General features: G+C 71.1%; 17 protein-coding genes and 1 pseudogene. 8 read left to right on the plus strand and 10 right to left on the minus strand.

Annotated elements, in window-relative coordinates; all coding sequences use genetic code 11:
• Positions 1-315, plus strand: a 315-nt coding sequence (locus Aple_RS54725) for a hypothetical protein (protein ID WP_246264827.1), incomplete at its 5' end; no start/stop codon positions are given.
• Positions 316-885: 570 nt separating this feature from the next.
• On the opposite strand, the pseudogene Aple_RS55665 reads toward Aple_RS54725, so the two are convergent.
• The 4 genes and pseudogenes from Aple_RS55665 to rimP all read right to left on the minus strand — a co-directional run.
• Positions 886-1026: pseudogene (locus tag Aple_RS55665) on the minus strand (translation initiation factor IF-2 N-terminal domain-containing protein); the annotation flags it as partial.
• Positions 1027-1189: 163 nt separating this feature from the next.
• Positions 1190-1477, minus strand: a complete 288-nt coding sequence (locus Aple_RS27450; protein WP_155347605.1) for a YlxR family protein — start codon at positions 1475-1477, stop codon at positions 1190-1192.
• Positions 1461-2462: a transcription termination factor NusA gene (gene nusA, locus Aple_RS27455; RefSeq protein WP_155347606.1), complete on the minus strand. Its 1002-nt coding sequence runs from the start codon at positions 2460-2462 to the stop codon at positions 1461-1463. Before nusA ends, Aple_RS27450 begins: the two co-directional genes overlap by 17 nt.
• 11 nt (positions 2463-2473) lie before the next feature.
• The gene (rimP, locus tag Aple_RS27460; protein ID WP_155347607.1) at positions 2474-3034 is read right to left on the minus strand and encodes a ribosome maturation factor RimP; all 561 of its coding nucleotides are present in this window, start codon (positions 3032-3034) and stop codon (positions 2474-2476) included.
• 175 nt (positions 3035-3209) lie between these two features.
• Between rimP and Aple_RS27465 the strand changes: the two genes are divergently transcribed.
• Together Aple_RS27465 and Aple_RS27470 are read left to right on the plus strand one after the other, a co-directional pair.
• A complete protein-coding gene (locus Aple_RS27465; protein WP_155347608.1) occupies positions 3210-3683 on the plus strand; it encodes a hypothetical protein in 474 nt (157 codons plus the stop codon).
• Positions 3680-4153: a ferritin-like domain-containing protein gene (locus tag Aple_RS27470; protein WP_155347609.1), complete on the plus strand. Its 474-nt coding sequence runs from the start codon at positions 3680-3682 to the stop codon at positions 4151-4153. Before Aple_RS27465 ends, Aple_RS27470 begins: the two co-directional genes overlap by 4 nt.
• Before the next feature lie 58 nt (positions 4154-4211).
• Here Aple_RS27470 and Aple_RS27475 read toward each other — a convergent pair whose 3' ends face one another.
• The 3 genes from Aple_RS27475 to Aple_RS27485 all read right to left on the minus strand — a co-directional run bounded on the left by Aple_RS27475 (position 4212) and on the right by Aple_RS27485 (position 7540).
• Entirely contained in the window at positions 4212-5951 is a 1740-nt protein-coding gene (locus Aple_RS27475; RefSeq protein WP_155347610.1) for a proline--tRNA ligase, read from the minus strand.
• Positions 5952-6009: 58 nt separating this feature from the next.
• The gene (locus Aple_RS27480; RefSeq protein ID WP_155347611.1) at positions 6010-6693 is read right to left on the minus strand and encodes a hypothetical protein; all 684 of its coding nucleotides are present in this window, start codon (positions 6691-6693) and stop codon (positions 6010-6012) included.
• A 391-nt stretch (positions 6694-7084) separates the two neighbouring features.
• Complete coding sequence (locus Aple_RS27485) at positions 7085-7540, minus strand: hypothetical protein (protein WP_246264810.1); 456 nt, start codon at positions 7538-7540, stop codon at positions 7085-7087.
• Positions 7541-7858: 318 nt separating this feature from the next.
• On the opposite strand from Aple_RS27485, the gene Aple_RS27490 reads away from it, so the two are divergent.
• From Aple_RS27490 to Aple_RS27510, 5 genes are all read left to right on the plus strand, one after another.
• A complete protein-coding gene (locus Aple_RS27490; RefSeq protein ID WP_155347612.1) occupies positions 7859-9160 on the plus strand; it encodes an FAD-dependent oxidoreductase in 1302 nt (433 codons plus the stop codon).
• Complete coding sequence (locus Aple_RS27495; RefSeq protein ID WP_155347613.1) at positions 9157-13110, plus strand: nSTAND1 domain-containing NTPase; 3954 nt, start codon at positions 9157-9159, stop codon at positions 13108-13110. The genes Aple_RS27490 and Aple_RS27495 overlap by 4 nt, the downstream gene beginning before the upstream one ends.
• A 67-nt stretch (positions 13111-13177) precedes the next feature.
• Complete coding sequence (locus tag Aple_RS27500; RefSeq protein WP_155347614.1) at positions 13178-13606, plus strand: hypothetical protein; 429 nt, start codon at positions 13178-13180, stop codon at positions 13604-13606.
• A complete protein-coding gene (locus Aple_RS27505) occupies positions 13603-14694 on the plus strand; it encodes a helix-turn-helix transcriptional regulator (RefSeq protein WP_155347615.1) in 1092 nt (363 codons plus the stop codon). Before Aple_RS27500 ends, Aple_RS27505 begins: the two co-directional genes overlap by 4 nt.
• Positions 14695-14718: 24 nt before the next feature.
• On the plus strand, positions 14719-15852 hold the full coding sequence (locus tag Aple_RS27510) for a DUF6986 family protein (protein WP_155347616.1): 1134 nt from the start codon (positions 14719-14721) through the stop codon (positions 15850-15852).
• Here the strand turns inward: Aple_RS27510 and Aple_RS27515 are convergent.
• From Aple_RS27515 to Aple_RS27525, 3 genes are all read right to left on the minus strand, one after another.
• Positions 15838-16515 (minus strand): copper homeostasis protein CutC, encoded by a 678-nt coding sequence (locus Aple_RS27515; RefSeq protein ID WP_155347617.1) that lies wholly within the window; start codon positions 16513-16515, stop codon positions 15838-15840. The genes Aple_RS27510 and Aple_RS27515 overlap by 15 nt on opposite strands.
• A 62-nt stretch (positions 16516-16577) precedes the next feature.
• Positions 16578-17183: a GNAT family N-acetyltransferase gene (locus tag Aple_RS27520; protein ID WP_155347618.1), complete on the minus strand. Its 606-nt coding sequence runs from the start codon at positions 17181-17183 to the stop codon at positions 16578-16580.
• Positions 17184-17450: 267 nt separating this feature from the next.
• Positions 17451-18206 carry a GntR family transcriptional regulator gene (locus Aple_RS27525; RefSeq protein WP_155347619.1) on the minus strand — a complete coding sequence of 252 codons (756 nt, stop codon included), beginning with the start codon at positions 18204-18206 and terminating at the stop codon, positions 17451-17453.
• Between the last annotated feature and the right edge of the window lie 375 nt (positions 18207-18581).

An 18581-nucleotide genomic window follows, 5' to 3' on the forward strand; every position in this document is an offset into this window, starting at 1 on the left:
ACCCGCACCCGCGGGCGGACGCGGACCACCGGCGCCAGGACCGGGACGCGGGCCACCCGCGCCGGCCGGGCCGGGACGGGGACCGCCCGCACCCGCGGGACCCGGACGGGGACCGCCGGGACGCGGACCGCGATCGCCGTCGCGACGCGGCTCGCGCGGACCGCGGTCCTCGCGGGGGCCACGATCCTCACGCGGCCCGCGGTCGGGACGGTCACCGCGGTGCTCGCCGCGGTCGGGACGGTCGGGACGGTCGGGACGGTCGCTGGGGCCACCCGGACGCGCCGGGCGCTGCCCCATGCCGCTGGCGTTGGATGAGAACGGGTTGTTGCCCGGACGCGGGCCACGCGGACCCGGCTTGGGGCCACCCGGACCGGAAGGACGCTCGCCACGACCTGAGCCGCCACCGGTCGGAACGCCGGGAACGGCGGGACGCGGCGCCGGAGTGGGCCGGGGGCCCGGCTTCGGACCGCCGCCGGGACCGCCGGGACCACCCGGACGGGGACCGGACTCGGACCTGGAGTCAGGCCTGGCGGACGCCGCCGCGGGGCGAGGCGTCTCGGGGCGGACCTCCGGACGGGGCTGTTCCGGCGCCGGACGCGGAGCCTCGGCCTGGGGCGCGGGCTGCGGCGTCGGATGGGGCATCGGAACGGGCCGCGGCATCGGCCGCGGTCCTGGCTTCGGCCCGGGGCGGATGCCGCCGTCGGTGGCCGGAGCGGATGGAATCGGGGAAATCGGCGCCGCCGTGGCGCCGTTTCCGGCCTGGCCGCCTGCCTGGCCTGTCACCTGGCTTGTCGCCTGGCTCTCAGCCGGCCGGGGCTGGGGCCTCGGCTGCGGCCGTGGGGTCGGCCTGCCGCCGCCCCTGGAGTCGCCCTTACCGAACGCCTCCGTCAGTTTACGGACGACCGGCGCTTCAATCGTTGAAGAAGCCGATCGCACGAACTCGCCCATTTCGGTGAGCTTGGCCATCACGACCTTGCTCTCTACGCCGAACTCCTTGGCGAGCTCGTATACCCGGACCTTCGCCACTGCACTCCCTAACTCGGCCCGGGAGGCTGTGCCGCCGGACCGTCGCTACCTGGACGTACTCATTGCCGCGTGCTCATCAGGCGCTCATAGCAATCTGACTCCGCCCATCAACTCGGCGTCCTACATGACAGTTGGTAACCATTCACCCGGCCGCTTTCTCGCGTCAAGCCCGTTCCACCAGGTGATCCCGCAGACGCGTGACATCGAGCGTCCCCTCCGCGCGAAAAGCGCGAGTGAACGCCCGGCGACGTTCTGCGAGCTCCAGACAACTCACGTCCGGGTGCAGTGACGCACCTCGGCCCGGAAGCCGTCCTTGCTGGTCAGGGGTAATAACACCCTCGACCACTACCAGTCGGAGTAGCTCGGACTTGGCCGTGCGAACCCGGCAGCCCACACACGTTCTCAGTGGGACAGCCTGGCCACCATATTCCAGCTTACCTTGCCGACGCATCTGCGGGATCGGCCGGTGCCTCTTGAGTGTCCGGCCTGATGTCGATGCGCCACCCGGTCAGCCGCGCGGCCAGCCGGGCGTTCTGGCCTTCCTTACCGATCGCCAGCGAGAGCTGATAGTCCGGCACGGTGACCCGCGCCACCCGGCCGTCGGCGTCCACGACCTCAACCCGGGAAACGCGCGCGGGTGAAAGCGCATTCCCGACGAATTCGGCCGGGTCGTCGGACCAGTCGATGATGTCGATCTTCTCGCCGTGCAGCTCGGTCATCACGTTGCGCACCCGCGAGCCCATCGGCCCGATGCAGGCGCCCTTCGCGTTGACCCCGCTCTTCCGGGAGCGCACCGCGATCTTCGTGCGGTGCCCGGCCTCCCGGGCGATCGCGGCGATCTCCACCGAACCGTCGGCGATCTCCGGAACCTCCAGCGCGAACAGCTTCTTCACCAGGTTCGGGTGAGTACGGCTGAGCGTGACGGAAGGCCCCTTGTTGCCCTTCTTCACCTGCACCACGAAGCAGCGGATGCGCTCGCCGTGCACGTATTCCTCGCCGGGCACCTGCTCGTTGTGCGGCAGGATGGCCTCGATCTTGCCCAGGTCCACCAGCACCACCCGGGGATCCTTGCCCTGCTGGATGATCCCGGCCACCAGCTCGCCCTCGCGGCTGGCGAACTCGCCGAAGTTGATCTCGTCCTCGGCGTCCCGCAGCTGCTGCAGGATGACCTGCTTGGCGGTGGTCGCGGCGATGCGGCTGAAGTTGCCCGGAGTGTCGTCGTATTCCCGGACGACCGTGCCCTCCTCGTCCAGCTCGGCCGCGAGGATGGAGACGTGCCCTGAGACCCGGTCCAGCTCGGCGCGGGCCTTCTGCGCGGCGCCCTCGGTTCGGAAGTAGGCGATCAGCAGCGCGTCCTCGATCGCTTTCACGACGAGGTCGAACGAGATGTCCTTCTCCCGCTCCAGGCTGCGCAGGACGCTCATGTCAATGTCCACAAGGCTCCCCCTTAGCCCTCATCGCGGTGTGCGATGCCATCGGCGGCTCCGAGGTCGTCCTCGTCGTCGATGTCTTCGTATTCGTCTTCGATGTCTTCTATGTCGGTGTCATCCTCGTCGTCCAATCGACGGAATTCCACCTGGACCTTGCCCTTGACCAGGTCCCCATACCCGAACCGCCCGGCGCCCTCGATCTCCACGCCGGCGTCGTCCACCAGCAGGATCCGGCCCTCGGCCGCGGCCCCGTCCCGCAGCTCGGCCTTGACCAGCCGGCCCCGCGCGCGCCGCCAGTGGCGGGGTTGGGTGAGCGGGCGGTCCACGCCTGGCGAGGTGACCTCCAGCACATACGGACTGCCGCCGAGCAGGTCCGTCGTGTCCAGCTCCTCCGACACCGAGCGGCTCACCTCGGAGACGTCGTCCAGGCTGATGCCCCCGTCCCGGTCCACCACCACGCGGACGAGCCGGCGCTTGCCCGCCGGGGTGATCGTCACGTCCTCCAGATCGAGCCCCTCGGCGGCCACCACCGGGCGCAGGAGCTCCACAAGGCGGTCGCGTCGAGCGTCGCTGCCCATGCCGACCTCCCATTCACGGGCGTACCTCGCCCAACGTGCCCACAGCCTATCGACACAAGGGCACGGAAAGAGCAGCACTGCCCGCTGAGCCGTACGATGAGACTTCGTGACGGCAAGGAGCGACGGGGACCTGGCTACGGGGATTTCTTCAGCGATTTCCCCGCTGATTTCCACGGTGATTTCCCGGCGGGCTCTGCTGGGAGCCTCGGCCGGGCTGGCGCTCGCGGGCTGCGCGGCCTCGCCCGGCACGGAAACGGCCGTGCCGGAACCGCTCGACCCGCAAACGGTGCTGCTCACGGGGGTGATCGCGGCCAAGGAGCAGATGGTCTCGCTCTACCAGCAGGCGACCCTCTCCGACGCCGATCTCGCCGCCACTCTGCGGCCCTTCCAGCAGCGGCATCTGGCCCATCTGGTCGCGCTCCGCCGCCACCTGCCCGAGGACGCGCCGTCCGCGCCGCCGGGATCGCCCGCGCCGGTCGCCAGCACCGCCCCGGACATCTCGGTGGCCTTCCTGCGGGACGCCGAGCGTAAGGCCGCCGCGGCCAGGTCGCGGCAGCTGACCGACGCCTCGCCGGTCCTGTCCCAGCTGCTGTGCAGCATCGGCGCCTGCGAGGCGCTGCACGCCGCCGCCCTCGGACGGCTCCGATGAGCCCGGCCCTGGCCCGGGCGCTCGCCGCCGAGCACGCCGCGGTGTACGCCTACGGCGTGGTCGGCGCCAGGACCTCCGGCGGCCTGCGCGCCCGCGCCAACGCCGCGTTCGACGCCCATCGGGCCAGGCGCGACCAGCTGCGCGCCCTGATCGCCCAGCGCCGCGAGAAGCCCGCCGAACCCGGCCCCACCTACCAGCTGCCCTTCGAGGTGAGCACGCCCGCGCAGGCGGTCCGGCTGGCCGCCCAGGTCGAGGACGGGGTGCTGGCCGCCTACCTGGAGCTGTCCGCCGACCCCGACCCGGCGCTGCGCCGGCTCGCCGCCCTGGCCATGCAGGAATGCGCGGTCCGCGGGTACGGCTGGCGCCCCGCGATCCCGGCGTTCCCCGGCATGCCCGGCGAGGGTCAGGTGGGCGCCACGCCCGGCGTGACCGACCCGACCCCCGTGCCGCCCATCACGATCAGCCAGTAGACAGCCGCACAGCCGTCGGTCGGACGACTCACCACCGTGGCTGTCCGGATCACGACTTCTAATCAGTAGCGGCCAGCACGCGGCTGACGGCCTCGTCGAGCGGGATCTCGTCCTTGCTGCCCGAGGCGCGGTCGCGCAGTTCCACGACGCCCTGGGCGAGGCCGCGGCCGACGATCAGCACCGTGGGCAGGCCCAGCAGCTCCGAGTCCTTGAACTTGACCCCGGGCGACACTCCGGCACGGTCGTCGAGCAGCACCCGCAGGCCGCGCGCCTCCAGGTCCTCGGCGAGCCGGGCGGCCACCTCGATCTGGTTCTCCTTGCCGGTGGCCACGATGTGCACGTCGGCGGGGGCCACCTCGCGCGGCCAGGACAGGCCGAGCGCGTCGTGGCGCTGCTCGGCGAGCACGGCCACCGCGCGGGAGACGCCGATGCCGTAGGAGCCCATGGTGATCCGGATCGGCTTGCCGTCGGGGCCGAGGGCGTCCAGCTGGGCGGCGTCGGCATACTTGCGGCCGAGCTGGAAGATGTGGCCGATCTCGATGCCGCGGTCGATGGACAGGCCGGAGCCGCAGACCGGGCAGGAGTCCCCGGCCCTGATCTCGGCGGCCTCGATCGTGCCGTCGGCGGTGAAGTCCCGCCCGGCGACCACGTGCACCGCGTGCTTGCCCGGCTCGTTGGCGCCGGTCACCCACTCGGTGCCGTCGACCACGCGGGGGTCGACCAGGTAGCGGATGCCGAGCTCCTTGAGCACCTGGGGGCCGATGTAGCCGCGGACCAGGCCGGGGTGTTTGGCGAAGTCGCCGGCCTCGAAGATGGCGGGCTCGCCGGGCGCGAGCGACGCCTCCAGCCGCTTGAAGTCCACCTCGCGGTCGCCGGGCACCCCGATGATCAGGGTCTCCGGCTCCTTGGCGCCGGGCGTGACCACCTTGACGACCACGTTCTTGAGCGTGTCGGCGGCGGTGATACCGAGGCCGTGCGCGTCGTTGAGGTGGTTGACCAGGGTCTCGATGGTGGGGGTGTTCGGCGTGTCCAGCACCTTCAGCGGCTCCCGCTCACCGGTGCGGGCGGCGGGCGCGGGGGTGGTGACCGCTTCGGCGTTGGCCGCGTAGCCGCAGTTGTGGCAGGCCACGAAGGTGTCCTCGCCGGTGGGGCTGGGGGCCAGGAACTCCTCGGAGGCCGAGCCGCCCATCGCGCCCGAGGTGGCGAAGCAGATCTTGACCTCGATGCCCAGGCGCTCGAACGTCCTGATGTAGGCCTCGCGGTGCTGCTCGTAGGAGCGCTTGAGGCCGTCGTCGTCCAGGTCGAAGGAGTAGGAGTCCTTCATCAGGAACTCGCGGCCGCGCAGGATGCCCGCCCGGGGACGGGCCTCATCGCGGTATTTGTTCTGAATCTGGTAGAGCGTCACCGGATAGTCCTTGTAGGAGGAATATTCCCCCTTGACCATGTCGGTGAACAGCTCCTCGTGGGTGGGGCCGAGCAGGTAGTCGGCGCCCTTGCGGTCCTTGAGGCGGAACAGGGTGTCTCCATACTCGGTCCAGCGGCCGGTGGCCTCGTAGTACTCGCGGGGCAGCAGCGCGGGGAAGAGCACCTCCTGGGCGCCCATGCGGTTCATCTCCTCGCGCACGATCCTGGCCACGTTCTCCAGGACGATCTTGCCGAGTGGCAGCCACGAGTAGATGCCGGGGGCCACCCTGCGGACGTATCCGGCGCGCACGAGCAGCTTGTGGCTCGGCACTTCCGCGTCCGCCGGATCCTCACGCAGGGTGCGCAGGAACAGGGTCGACATACGCAGTAGCACGGCTACTCCTCGGCTCGTGGCTGTTTTCGGTGACGTACAGGCTATCGACTCCTGGAGGTCAGAGCGCGAAGACGAGCGCGCCGTACGAGCCGGAGTAGGTGAGCGCGACCACGAGCGCCCACAGCCGGCTGAGGGCCTGATGGCGGAAGACGAGCAGGATCACGCCCGCCAGCAGCACCGACGTGGCCACCGCCGCCTGCCAGCCCTGGTACGGCTGGCCGTTCGCGAGCTGCACGAGCTCGTCCGCGGCCTCGCCGAGGATCACCCCGGCGGCCAGGCCGGTGGCGGCGATTCCCCAGCGGTCCTCGCGGGTGGCCACGTACGACAGCGGGCCGAGCGCCACCAGGGCGAGCAGGAGGATGTTCAGCCCGCCGGACCCGCTGGCGAGCCCTTCGAACGGCGCGATGCCGTGCGCGGCCACGCTGGCGATCAGCTGGCCGACCAGGCTGCCGAACGCGGCCAGCGCGCCGTTCACCAGCGACCAGCCGAAGCTGACGGCCTGGCAGCCGACGATCACGATCAGCACCATGAAGATGAAGGGGTCGTAGATCGACAGCAGCCAGTCGGGCATCTGGTCGGCGAGGCTTCCGCCGAGGCCGCCCAGCACGACGCCCAGGATCAGCGCGGACAGCATGTACCACTGGATCCGCCGTTCCCGCCGGTCGAGCGCGACATACTCCTGGTCAGGGCCGATCTCGCCGGCTCTGCCGTCCCGTTTCGCCTTACCAAAAGCCCAGGCCACTCGATCCCCCGATCAAATGCTCACGTGGCAGGTCAATGATATTCAGTCACCACTTAACTACAGATAGCGACACACTCTAAAGTCTGTCGCTGGTGGTTCTCCCACCCACCCAGCCCGTTGTTTCCCCTCGGGCTCCGCCCGTCCCCGTCATCGCCGAGCTCGGGCTCCGCCCGTCCCCGTCATCGCCGAGCTCGGGCTGCGCCCGTCCCCGTCATCGTGGAACTCCGCCCCCGATGTCGGTGAACTCGGGCTGCGCCCGTCCTCGCCGTTGAGGAACGCCAGCGAGGAAGCGGACCGCTCCCGCCGCCTAGCGAAAACGGGCATATCACCCGTGTCAACAATGAATGGGTCGATGGCATTCCAACACACCGCAAACTGGCCAAAAAGTAGGTCAGCCGCCGAGGAGTTCCTCCCAAGGGCGGCGGGCGGAGGTGTGGTGTAGCGGGTCGAGGGCCTGGGAGAGGCGCCAGAGGCCGGGGCGGGTGCGCATGCGGTCCAGGCCGAGGGGGTCCACGGCGTGCAGGACGAAGGGGGTGCCGAGGACGTGGAGGGTGCTATTGCCGGGGTGGTGGGCGAGGTCGTCCAGGCCGGAGTCGGTGAGGCGGTCCAGGAGCAGGGCGGCGAGTTCGTGGGCGTAGGGGCCGTCGCGCCATTCGATGTTCCAGGCGTGGTCGGCGCCGAGCCACCAACTGAGGTCGCGGCAGGACTCGATGGCGTCGGCCTCGGCGGCCAGCGCGGCCAGCACGCGACCGAAGGCCTCATATCGCACCGCCTCGCCGGGGCCTTCGGCCGGGCCGCCGCGTGGGTTTCTGGAGGGTTGCCGCCGCCTCTTCGCCCCTGAGCTCACGGGAGACAACTGTGATCGCGGGCGATACCCCCACGCAAGCCCCCAATTCCCTCCGTGGCGGAACACTCGCGAGTTCCCGCTGATTTCGCCGGAAAAGATCGACAAACTGCTCGCACAGGCACGAACCGCCGCGCCGCCGCGAAACGCCCTGACCCTGCGCCGGTCGGAGCGGAACGCTCACAAGGCGCGACGATTACGCCGGAAAAGATCGACAAATTGCTCGCGTGGGCATGATCTGTCGCGTCGTCGCGAGACGCCACTGGCCGTGCACGCTTGGATGGGTGAAGAATCGCAAGTATCCGCGTCTTGGAGGCTCTAGTGACGTTGCGTGTGGCGATCGTGGGCTCTGGACCCGCCGGGATCTACACCGCGGAGGCTTTGACGAAACAGTCCGCAGGGCCGGTCGAAGTCGACGTGCTGGAACGCCTGCCGACCCCGTATGGGCTGGTGCGGTATGGCGTGGCCCCGGACCACACCTCGATCAAGTCGATCGCGCACTACTTGCGGCGCGTCCTGGAGACGCCCGGCGTGCGCTTCCTCGGCGGGGTCGAGCTGGGCGCCGACCTCCATGTTGAGGACCTGCTGGCCTGCTATGACGCGGTCGTCTACTGCACTGGCGCGATGGTCGACCGCCAGCTGGGCATCCCGGGTGAGGACCTGCCCGGCAGCGTGGCCGCCACCGACTTCGTGAACTGGTACTGCGGGCATCCGGACGCCCCGGACTTCACCCTGGACGTGGCGGAGGTGGCCGTCGTCGGGGTCGGCAACGTGGCCGTGGACGTGGTGCGGATCCTGGCCAAGACCGCCGACGAGCTGCGCGCCACCGACATTCCCGAGCAGGTGCTGACCGCGCTGGCCGAGTCCCGGGTCAAGCGCATCCACATGATCGGCCGCCGGGGCGCGGCGCACGCCAAGTTCACCCTCAAGGAGCTGCGGGAACTCGGCGAGCTGCTGAACGCCGACATCCTGACATTTCCGGACGAGGTGGCGGTCGAGGACCTGACCGACCTGTCCCGCCAGGTCCGCGGCAACGTCGACGTGCTGCAGGCCTGGTCCACCCGCCCCCCGCAGGACCGGCCGCGCCGCCTGGAGGTCCGGTTCTGGCTGCGCCCGGTGGAGATCCTCGGCGTCTCCCGGGTGGAGGGCATCCGCCTGGAGCGCACCCGCCTGGAGGACGGCCGCGTGGTCGGCACCGGCGAGTTCGAGACGATCCCGGCCGACATGGTGCTGCGCTCGGTCGGGTACCGCAGCGTGCCGCTGCCCGGCGTGCCGTTCTCCGAGCGGAGCATGACCGTCCCCAACGAGGCGGGCCGGGTCCGCGACCGCGAGTATGTGGCGGGCTGGCTCAAGCGCGGCCCGACCGGCGTGATCGGCACCAACAAGTCCGACGCCGCGGAGACCGTCCGCACCCTGCTGGCCGAGGTCGTCCCGGAACCGGCGCGGCCGACGCTGGATGATCTGCTGGCCGCCCGGGGTGTCACCCCCGTGACGTACCAGGACTGGCTGGCCATCGAGGCGGCGGAGGAGAAGCTGGCCAGAACGCTGGACCGGGGCGAGAAGGTGAAGCTGGTCGGGCGGGCGGCCATGCTGGACGCGTTCGGTGGTGCCGACCGCAGGTGAGCGTGCTGGAGATCCGCGTGCTGGGCCCGTTCGAGGTCCTGTTCGACGGAACTCCGGTGCCGTTGGACGGGCGGCCGCGCGAGGTGCTGGCGCTGCTGGCGGCGGAGGCGGGTCGGCCGGTCAGGACCGAGACGATCCTGCGGCGGCTGGACTTCGCGTCCAAGGGCAACCTGCAGTCCTCGGTGTCCCGGCTGCGGCGGGCGCTGCCCAGCGAGGCGGTGCTCACCGTGCCGCACGGGTACACGGTGCGCGCCGACGTGGACGCCGTCAGGTTCGCCTCGCTGGTGACGACGTCCCGGACCGCGGAGGATCCGGATCCGCTGCTGGCGGAGGCGCTGGCGTTGTGGCGCGGCGAGCCGTACGCGGATTTCGGCTTTCTGGAGGCGGAGCGCAAACGATTGGCGGCGCTGCACGGGGAGGCGGTGGAGCGGCGCAACGAGGCGCGGCTGGCCGCCGGGCAGGGCGCGGAGCTGGTCGCGGACCTGGAGGAGCTGCTGCTGCGGCATCCGACCAGGGAGAAGTTGTGGGGCCAGCTGATGCGGGCGCTTTACAGGTCCGGGCGGGTGGCCGAGGCGGCGCAGGCCTTCCAGCGCGCGCGGGAGGCGCTCCTGGAGGAGGGTTTCGAGCCAGGGCCCGAGCTGGCGGGGATCCAGCGAGATGTGCTCGCCCACGACTCCCGGCTGGTGCAGGGGGACACCTGCCCCTACAAGGGGCTGGCCCGGTTCGAGCGGGACGACGCGCCCTACTTCCACGGCCGGGCGAAGCTGGTGGCCAAGATGGTCGCGCACCTGTCCCGGGCGCCCCTGGTGGCGGTGGTCGGCGCGTCCGGGAGCGGGAAGTCGTCGGCCGTGCGGGCGGGGCTGCTGCCGCGGCTGGCCGGGGAGGCGCTGCCGGGGTCGCGGCGCTGGCGGCAGGTCGTGCTGACCCCCGCGACCACCCCGGACCTGGCCGCGGCGCTGCCGGACGAACCTGCGGTGATCTTCGTGGACCAGTTCGAGGAGGTTTTCACCACCTTGACGGCCGAGCGGCGGCGGGTGTTCCTGGACACGCTGGCCGGCTGCCCGCACAAGGTGGTGCTCACCCTGCGCGCCGACTACTACGGCGGCTGCGCCGAACATCGCGAGCTGGCCCGGCTGGTCGTGGACGCCCAGGTGCTGGTCGGCCCGATGACCAAGGAAGAGCTCGCCGAAGCCATCCAGGCGCCCGCCGGGCAGGTCGGCCTCACGCTCGAGGACGGCCTGGTCGAGGCGCTCCTGGCCGACGTCCACGACCAGCCTGGCTCGCTGCCGCTGCTCTCCACCGCCCTGCTGGACCTGTGGGAGCGCCGCGAGGGCCGCACCCTCACCCTGGCGGCCTACCAGCGTTCCGGCGGGGTGCGCGGCGCGATCGAGCGCATGGCCGAGCGCGCGTACGCCTCGCTCACCGAGCCGGAGCGGCGGATCGCCCGCTCGGTCTTCCTCCGGCTGGCCGACGGCGGCGAGCGGTTCGTCCGGCGGCGGGTGGCCACCGGCGAGCTGGCCGATCCGGAAGTGCGCCGGGTGCTCGGGCTGCTGCTCGACCGCCGCCTGCTGATCACCGACCACGACACGGTGGAGGTCGCCCACGAGGCGCTGCTGACCGAGTGGCCCCGGCTGCGCGACTGGCTGGAGTCCGACGCCGACGGCCGCGCGCTGCGCCGCCACCTGTCCCCGGCCGCCAGGGACTGGGCCGACCGGGGCCGCGACCCGGCCGAGCTCTACCGGGGCGCGCGGCTGTCCGGCGCGCTGGACTGGGCCGCCGGGCACCCGGAGCTGCTGACGGCGGTGGAGCGGGAGTTCCTGGACGCCTCGGCGGCCGAGGCCGAGCGGGAGTCGCGGAGCCGGTCCACCCGGCGGCTGCGGGCGATGGCCGTCTCCCTGGTGGTCGCGGCGATCATCGCCGCCATGGGCTGGACCCAGAAGACCGCCTCTGACGAGGCCCGGCTGATCGCCGACGCGGAACGGCTGGTCGCGCAGGCCGTCAGCGACCCCGATCCGGCCCGCGGCGGCCTGCTGGCCGTCCAGGCGGTGCGCATGTATCCGACCCCGCTGGCCCAGCGCACACTCCTGGCGCTGCTGTTCGCCAACCCCCGCCTGCTGCGCGGCACCCCGGCCCTGCCGGAACTGGTCGGCGCGACCGCGCTCAGCGGCGACGGCCGCCGGCTCGCGATCTCCTCCGAGCTGGGCCGCGTCCTGGTGTACGACATCGCCACGCTCGACCCCGTCGGCCCGCCCATCGACGCGGGCCCCACCGTGGTCCGCCGGATCTCGCTGGACCAGGGCGGCCGGCGGCTGATCACCATGAACCGCCCGGGCACTCCGGTCAGGATCTGGGACGTCGCCACGGCCACCCCCCGCAACCTGAGCTCCCGCTCCGGCCGGATCCCCGACACGGCCGTCTTCGTGGCGGGCGACGCGATCGCCGCCGTGGTGGCAGAGCACATCGAGGTCTGGGATGCGGAATCCGAACGAGTGCTGCCCAACTCAGAGACCAACAGCGGCCTGTTCACCAGCGGCGACCTCGCCCACCTGGCCGTGACCACGGTGTCGGGCCGGACCCGCGTGCTCGACCTGCGCGGGAAGCTGCTCGGCGACCTGCCGACCGCCTCCGCCGAGACCCAGGCCCTCAACCGGGACGGTACGGCGCTGCTGACCACCGCGATCGACCAGATCACCATCTGGGACGTGCCGAAGGGCCGCCCGGAGGGCCCGGTCCGGTACGGCACCGACATCACCTGGGCGTCCTGGTCGGCCGAGAACGCCGAGGTGATCTCCGGCGACGGCCTGGGCCGCGTGAACGTCTGGGACGCGGCCACCCGGCAGCTGCTGCGCAGTTTCCCGGCCGCCGGGCGGGTGGCCGGGGCGGAGATCGCCGAAGGCGGCCGGACCCTGGTCAGCGTCACCTTGGACGGCGTCATCCTCACCTGGGACCTGACCGGCGACCGCGGTTTCGGCGCCCCCGTACGGATCGGCGAGGGCGTCGACGGCCGGATCGACGGCTTTCGCGCGGCCTGGAATCCGAACGCCGTCTACGCCAGGGACGGCCAGGTGTGGGAGCTCGGCCTGACCCCAGGCTCCGCCGAGCGCCCGCTGGCCTCCTTCGACGGGGAGGACTTCAAGGGGGAAGACGGGGTCGTGGCCGGGGTGGGCGGGGGGAAGATCGTGGTGGCCACCACGGATGACGTACAGGTGATCGGCGGGCTCACCCGTAAGATCTTCAACCCGCTGGCGGCCCTGTCCGGCGACGGAACCCGGTTGGCGATCACCACCAAGCCGACCGACACGACCGCCGACCGGCCGGTACTGGAGATCGTGGACGCCGGCACGAATGCCACTCTGGCCACCGTTCCGCTTCCGGCCAAGGCGTCCGTCCTCGCGTACACGCCCGACGGCGCGCTGCTGGCAGGCCTCGTGAACGGGACCGTGATCGTGCTGGACGCCGGTGGCAGGCAGGTGGGGGCTCCGCTCGCGGTGGCCAGGAGCGACGCGGAGGTCTCGGCGATCGGGTTCGGCCGGGACGGGCAGGTCGCCTTCGGGGCCGACGACGGGCAGTTGTCGCTGTGGGACTCCGGGACCTGGGCGCCGCAGCGGGTGCTCTCGCGCACCCGGCCGGGGCAGTACCGCAGCATCGCGATCTCGCCCGACAACCGGTTCGTGGCCAGCAGCCAGGCGGACGGCCGGATCTCCCTGCACGAGCGCGGCACCGGGCTGCTGATCGGCACCACGCCGGGGCCGTACGACAACACCTCCCGGTTCCTGACCTTCGACGGCAGCGCGCTGCTGAGCGTGTCCAGTGACAGGTCCGTGCACCGGTGGGACCTCGATCTGGAGTCGGCCCGGCGGCGGGTCTGCGCGGCGGCCGGGCGTGACCTCACCGTGGCCGAGTGGGACGCGTTCCTGCGGGGGTACCCGTACCAGCGGCAGTGCGCCTGACCTGCGCGCAAGCGCGGGACAAGCGTTCGGTGAGCGGTTGGCAAGCCGGGGCGGCTGCACTGGGAGCATGCGAACGACTCTCGGCCTGCTGCTGGCCGCATCCCTGACGTTCCCCGCCCTCCCGGCCGAGGCCGCCGTCTCGGCCCAGCGCTCCTTCACCGTGCACTCCGCGTGGGTGCGCCTCACCTCCGGCGCCCCGCTCAAGCGGGACGACTTCGCCGGAACCATGACCAAGGACGGCACCCTCTACACCCTCAACGGCACCCTCAAGGACCGCCACGGCGAAGGCTCCTCCGCCTACCTCTACATCTCCTGGGGCCCCAAGAGCAGCTGGATCGGCTTCGACCCGGGCGACGACCGCGTCGGCGTCCCGGGCAGCCAGCGCGTGATCGCCAAGTTCCGGTCCCCCCGGTTCGTGAAGCTGCGCGTCTGCGACAAGCCGAAGACCTCCAGCAGCCCGGGCTGCGGCAGCTGGAAGTTCGTGGTCGGCTCATGATCAGATGGCCGTTCCTGGGCCGCGACGAGGAGCGCGCCGCCCTCGCCGCCGCGCTGGACTCGGGTGGCGGCGTGCTGCTCACCGGCCCGCACGGGGTCGGCAAGAGCGCCCTGGCCGCCCAGCCGGGCGGCCTGCGGCTGCGCGGCACCGGCCCCAGCGTGGCGCTGGGCGCGTTCGCGCACCTGCTGCCCGCCGACGCCCCGCACGCCAACCTGCTCGCCTGGGCGGCGGAGCGGCTCGGCCCGGGGCTGCTGCTGATCGCCGACGACGCGGACCGGATCGACGACGCCTCGGCCGCGCTCCTGCACCACCTGGTCACCCGCGACCAGGCCAGGGTCGTCGCGGTGGCCAGGAGCGAGGCCGGCCTGCCCGCGCCGCTGCGCGCGCTCGGCCTGCCCCGCCTGGAGCTCGCGCCGCTGCGGCAGGAGCACGCCGCCCGCCTGCTGACGGCCGCGCTGGGCGCCCGGGTCGAGGGCGCGACCGTGCGCCGGTTCTGCCGCGCCGCCGCAGGGGACCTTCGCTTCCTGCGCGAACTGGTCACCGCCGCCCTGGCCGCCGGGGCGCTGGCCCGGCTGGACGGGGTCTGGTGCTCGCGGGGGCGGCTGCCGCTCAGTCCGTGCCTTCGGGAGCTGGTACGGGCCGAGATCGGCGACCTGGACGAGGACGAGCGCGACGTGCTGGAGCTCATCGCCGTGCACGAGTCCGTCGACGCCGCCCTGCTGCTGGCCTGTGGCCGCCCCGACGCGGTGCACCGGGTCGAACGCCGCGGCCTGATCACCTCCTGCCCGCGCGGCCAGTCCCTGCTGGTACGGCTCGCGCACCCGATGTACCAGGCCGTGGTCCGCGAATGGGTGGGCCCGCTCCGCGCCCGGCACCAGATCCACCGCCTCTCCCCCGCCGACACCGCCATGACCGACCGGGAGCAGCAGGTGGGCCAGCTCGCCTCCTGGGGCCTCACCAACCGAGAGATCGCCGACTGGCTGGGCGTCTCGCACCGCACGGTCGGCAACCACCTGCACCGCCTGTACGCCAAGGTCGGCGTCAACGATCGCACCCACCTGGCCGAGGTGCTGACGTTTCCGCGTTGACCCCCGATCTGCCAGGATCTCCGGATGGAAACCACCTTGGGCCCGGTGGAGATCGCGGGATTCGCCGAGACCCACGGGGAACAGCAAGCCCGCTATCCGGCGGCGAACCTCCCCTGGCAGCCCGTGCACACCGTCTACGTTCCCGCCGACCGGCTGACCTCGACGACCCCCACCGACTGGGGCCGGGCCGCGACAGAGCTCCTGGACCGCCATCCTGAGGCCTTCGCCGCCGTGTTCGACCACGACGGCCTCCCGAGAGTGGCGGCCAAACTGGCCACCGAGCCGATCGAGGACCTGCGCGTGGACTTCGAGGACGGTTACGGGGTCCGTCCCGACGAGGACGCCGACACCGAGCGTGCGGCCACCGCCATCGCCGCCATGCACGCGGCGGATTCCCTCCCCCGCAGGTGGGGCCTGCGGGTGAAATCCTTCGCCGACGGCGATCCCGCCCGTGCGATCCGCACTTTGGACGGCTTCCTCACCGGCGTAATCCGAAATATCGGACAACTCCCGTCCGGCTTCACCGTCACCTTCCCAAAAGTGCTTATGTCAGCTTATCTCGGACAATTCGCGACATATCTGGAGGAATTGGAGGATGGGCTTGGTCTGCCGTACCAGACGCTGGGCTTTGAGATGCAAGTGGAAGCACCACAGACGGTGTTGTTCCTTTCCGAGGCCACGCGCGCGTCGGGCGGACGGCTGCGGGCCGCGCATTTCGGGGTTTTCGACTACACCGCCGCCTGCGGGCTGCCGCCCCACGAACAACGGCTGGACCATCCGGCCTGCGATCATGCCAGGAACGTGATGCAGACGACACTGCTCCCGGAAGGGATCGAACTCTCCGACGGCTCGCTGGCCGCCTCGCCCGCCTCGGACTCCCACGACGACGTGCTGGCCCTGTGGCGACGCCACTCCCAGCTGGTACGGCACTCGCTCGGCAACGGCTTCTACCAGGGCTGGGACATGCACCCCTCCCACCTGGTCAGCCGCTACGCCACCACCTACGCCTTCCACCTGCGCCACTACGACGAGTACCAGTCACGCGTCCGCGCCTGGCACGAACAGCGCCAGGAGGGCGGCGTCATGGACGAACCCGCCACCGTGAAGACCATGACCGCGGCGCTCACCCGCGCCCGCCACTGCCTAGGAATCGAGTAGCCGCCGCCATTCGGCCACCCGGGCCCGCTCCACCGGCGACTCCCACGACTCCCGCACCGCTCCCCCCACATGGAACGCCTTTATCCCGTAGTCGTGCAGCACCGGCACGTGCTCCCGCCGCAGGCCGCCCCCTGCCATGATCAACGCGCCGTCCCCGGCCTCGGCCCGGGTGCGCAGGATCGGCAGCCCGCTCGCCACGCCCTTCGGCGAACCCGCCGACAGCACGGTGGCCAGGTTGGGCAGCAGCCGGACCGCCCGCCAGCCCGCCTGCACGTCGGCGGCGCAGTCCACCGCGCGATGGAAGGTCCACGGCAGCGGCGCGACCGCGTGGATCAGCGCCTCGGTGGCGCCGCGGTCCACGGCGCCCTCCGCGTCGAGGAAGCCGAAGACGAACCCGGCGGCCCCCGCCTCGGACAACTCCCTGGCCGAGCGGCGCAGCCGGTCGAGCTCCTCGGGGCTGACCGTGAACCCCGCGTTGGACCGCAACATCACCATCTGCGGGAGCGTGCACTCCTTGGAGATCGCGGCGACCGTTTCCGGAGCCGGCGTGAGCCCGTCGGCGGACATCTCCGCCACGATCTCCAAGCGGTCCGCGCCGCCCTCCTCGGCGGCCACGGCATCGCGCACGTCCAGCGCGATCACTTCAAGCAGCGATCCGGTCATGGACCGAACATTATCGGGTCCGTTTGCGGGGCCGTACGGCATCCGCCCTGTTCAGCACCGAGTCAGTGTGATAGCAGAGCCTTTTGCTTGGGGACATAAGTGGTCAGATCGTGCACATGGGCCGGCATGAAGCCACCCCGGACACCCGCCGGGCGTTCGAACAGCGCGCCGGAGGCCCGGTGCGGCAGGTCGACCGTGCGGACATGGCGGAAGCGCTGGCCCAGGTAGTAGCGCTGCAGGCGGTTGTTGTCCTTGGAGCAGTCCAGCCGGACGAAGCGGCAGCCCGCGGCCAGGGCGCGCAGGCCCGCCCAGTCCAGTAACGCCTCGCCCACGCCGAGCCCGGAGTAGTCCCGGTTCACGGCCAGCTTGTGCACGTACAGCGCGGCCTCGGGCCGGTCGCCGGGGGTCCAGAACTCGGCGTCGGCGTGGTCGTCCAGCGCCATCACGCCCGCGGTCCCGTCTTCCGCGTCGAGCACGTAGAAGTTCCCGGCGCTGATGAGGGGCTCGATCCGCTCGGCCGGGAAGCCGCCGATCGGCCACTGCCGCACCCCGAGCGCGTTGAGCCAGCCGGCGGCGCGGGCCAGCAGGGAAAGCACGCCCGAAAGGTCGGCGTGGGTAGCCCTGCGGAGCGTGAGTTCTGCAGAGAGATTGAGGGTGTCAGAGCGCATGACAGGTCCTTTCGTTGCTACGGGTGTCGATGTGATTACTTAGAGTCACGGTTTGACGCCGCACGGCTTCCAGCCGAGTGGCGGCGAGAGGGGGTTCACAAGGTCGTTAAGGCCGACCGGAAAGAGCGCCCGCGTGCGAGAAGGCGGGCGTGATATCGGCGATGGCGCCGTTTCTGGCAGACGTCACCACTGCCCCGAGCGCGGCCAGGGAGTCGCTCGCGGCGGTACCTCGCGTTGGGCCGCCCGATCAGGACGGCCCGTGTTCGGTCAATGACGTTCCAGCTCGTACCTGATCAGGTGTTTGTCGGCGGGCAACACGGACACGGCGACGCGGACGGGGACGTCCTCCTCGTCGTATCCGACTCGGACGTAGACCACAACCGGGGTTCCAGGCTCCAGTTGCAGCCGGGCGGATTCATCGGGAGTCGGCATCCGTGCCGAAATATCATCGATAACACGGACCTGCGGATGCCCGAGCTCTTCCAGCACCCGGTTCGCGCCCCGCTTGATGTCGCCCGGACGGACGATCTCGGAGTCGCTCACCAGCTTCAGCGGGAAGTAGGAGTCGTTGGTGTTGTACGGCTGCCCGTCCACGAACCGCAACCGCCGCCGCACGACGGCCAGCGCCCGGTCCTCGACGAGCTCCAGCCGGGTCGCGATGTCCTCCGGCGGCTGGACGATCTGAACCTCGATGTTCTGGTCGGCCTGGCGGCCCTCGGAGGTGACCGCGTACACGAACGAGTCGAAACGGGGGCGGCTGTCACCACGCGGCAACAGCTCGTCCTGCGGGCGCATGAGCAGCGGACGGCGTTCCCGGACGAAGGTGCCGCGCCGGCGCATCCGGAGGATGAGCCCCTCGTTCTCGAGCTCGCCCAGGGCCAGCCGCACGGTGTTGCGGCTGACCTGATGGCCGTCCATCAGCTCGGTCTCGGTGGGGATCTGATCGCCGGGCCCGAATTCGCCCGAGTAGATCGCCCGCCGGAGTTCGGAGGCCACCTGCTGGTAGAGCGACGATCGTGCCATTTTCCCTCAATCCACCCTTTTGTGCCAACAAATCTAGACGATCTCGGTCTGACTTGGAACAACCACTTGACCTGACGCTGGGATCCGCGCATTATCCAAACGTTGGTACAAATCCATCCAATGGGGGTGGGCCGGTGTTGACGGTCCGTGCGGGTAGGTGCTGCCTGCTGTCGCGCGATCCCTGTGAGGCAACGCGTTTACTGCGCTACGCGTTACATCACCAGGGTCAACACCACTACCAATGCCACATTCGAGGTCAAGTCGAATCTGCCGAGGTCGACCTGATCCCGCTGACTCCGCGCGACTAACGGCACGGACGACCCCATCCCTCGCCGGGGTCGTACGTGCCACGCCGGGGCGGTACGTGTCCTGGCG

This window comes from Acrocarpospora pleiomorpha (genome assembly GCF_009687885.1).
In the GTDB taxonomy this organism is placed as follows: domain Bacteria; phylum Actinomycetota; class Actinomycetes; order Streptosporangiales; family Streptosporangiaceae; genus Acrocarpospora; species Acrocarpospora pleiomorpha.

Coding starts and splice junctions, on each gene's coding strand:
- Aple_RS27450 (WP_155347605.1), bottom strand. CDS start 1,477: ATGCGTCGGCAAGGTAAGCTGGAATATGGTGGCCAGGCTGTCCCACTG.
- rimP (WP_155347607.1), bottom strand. CDS start 3,034: ATGGGCAGCGACGCTCGACGCGACCGCCTTGTGGAGCTCCTGCGCCCG.
- Aple_RS27470 (WP_155347609.1), top strand. CDS start 3,680: ATGAGCCCGGCCCTGGCCCGGGCGCTCGCCGCCGAGCACGCCGCGGTG.
- Aple_RS27500 (WP_155347614.1), top strand. CDS start 13,178: ATGCGAACGACTCTCGGCCTGCTGCTGGCCGCATCCCTGACGTTCCCC.
- Aple_RS27505 (WP_155347615.1), top strand. CDS start 13,603: ATGATCAGATGGCCGTTCCTGGGCCGCGACGAGGAGCGCGCCGCCCTC.
- Aple_RS27510 (WP_155347616.1), top strand. CDS start 14,719: ATGGAAACCACCTTGGGCCCGGTGGAGATCGCGGGATTCGCCGAGACC.
- Aple_RS27515 (WP_155347617.1), bottom strand. CDS start 16,515: ATGACCGGATCGCTGCTTGAAGTGATCGCGCTGGACGTGCGCGATGCC.
- Aple_RS27520 (WP_155347618.1), bottom strand. CDS start 17,183: ATGCGCTCTGACACCCTCAATCTCTCTGCAGAACTCACGCTCCGCAGG.
- Aple_RS27525 (WP_155347619.1), bottom strand. CDS start 18,206: ATGGCACGATCGTCGCTCTACCAGCAGGTGGCCTCCGAACTCCGGCGG.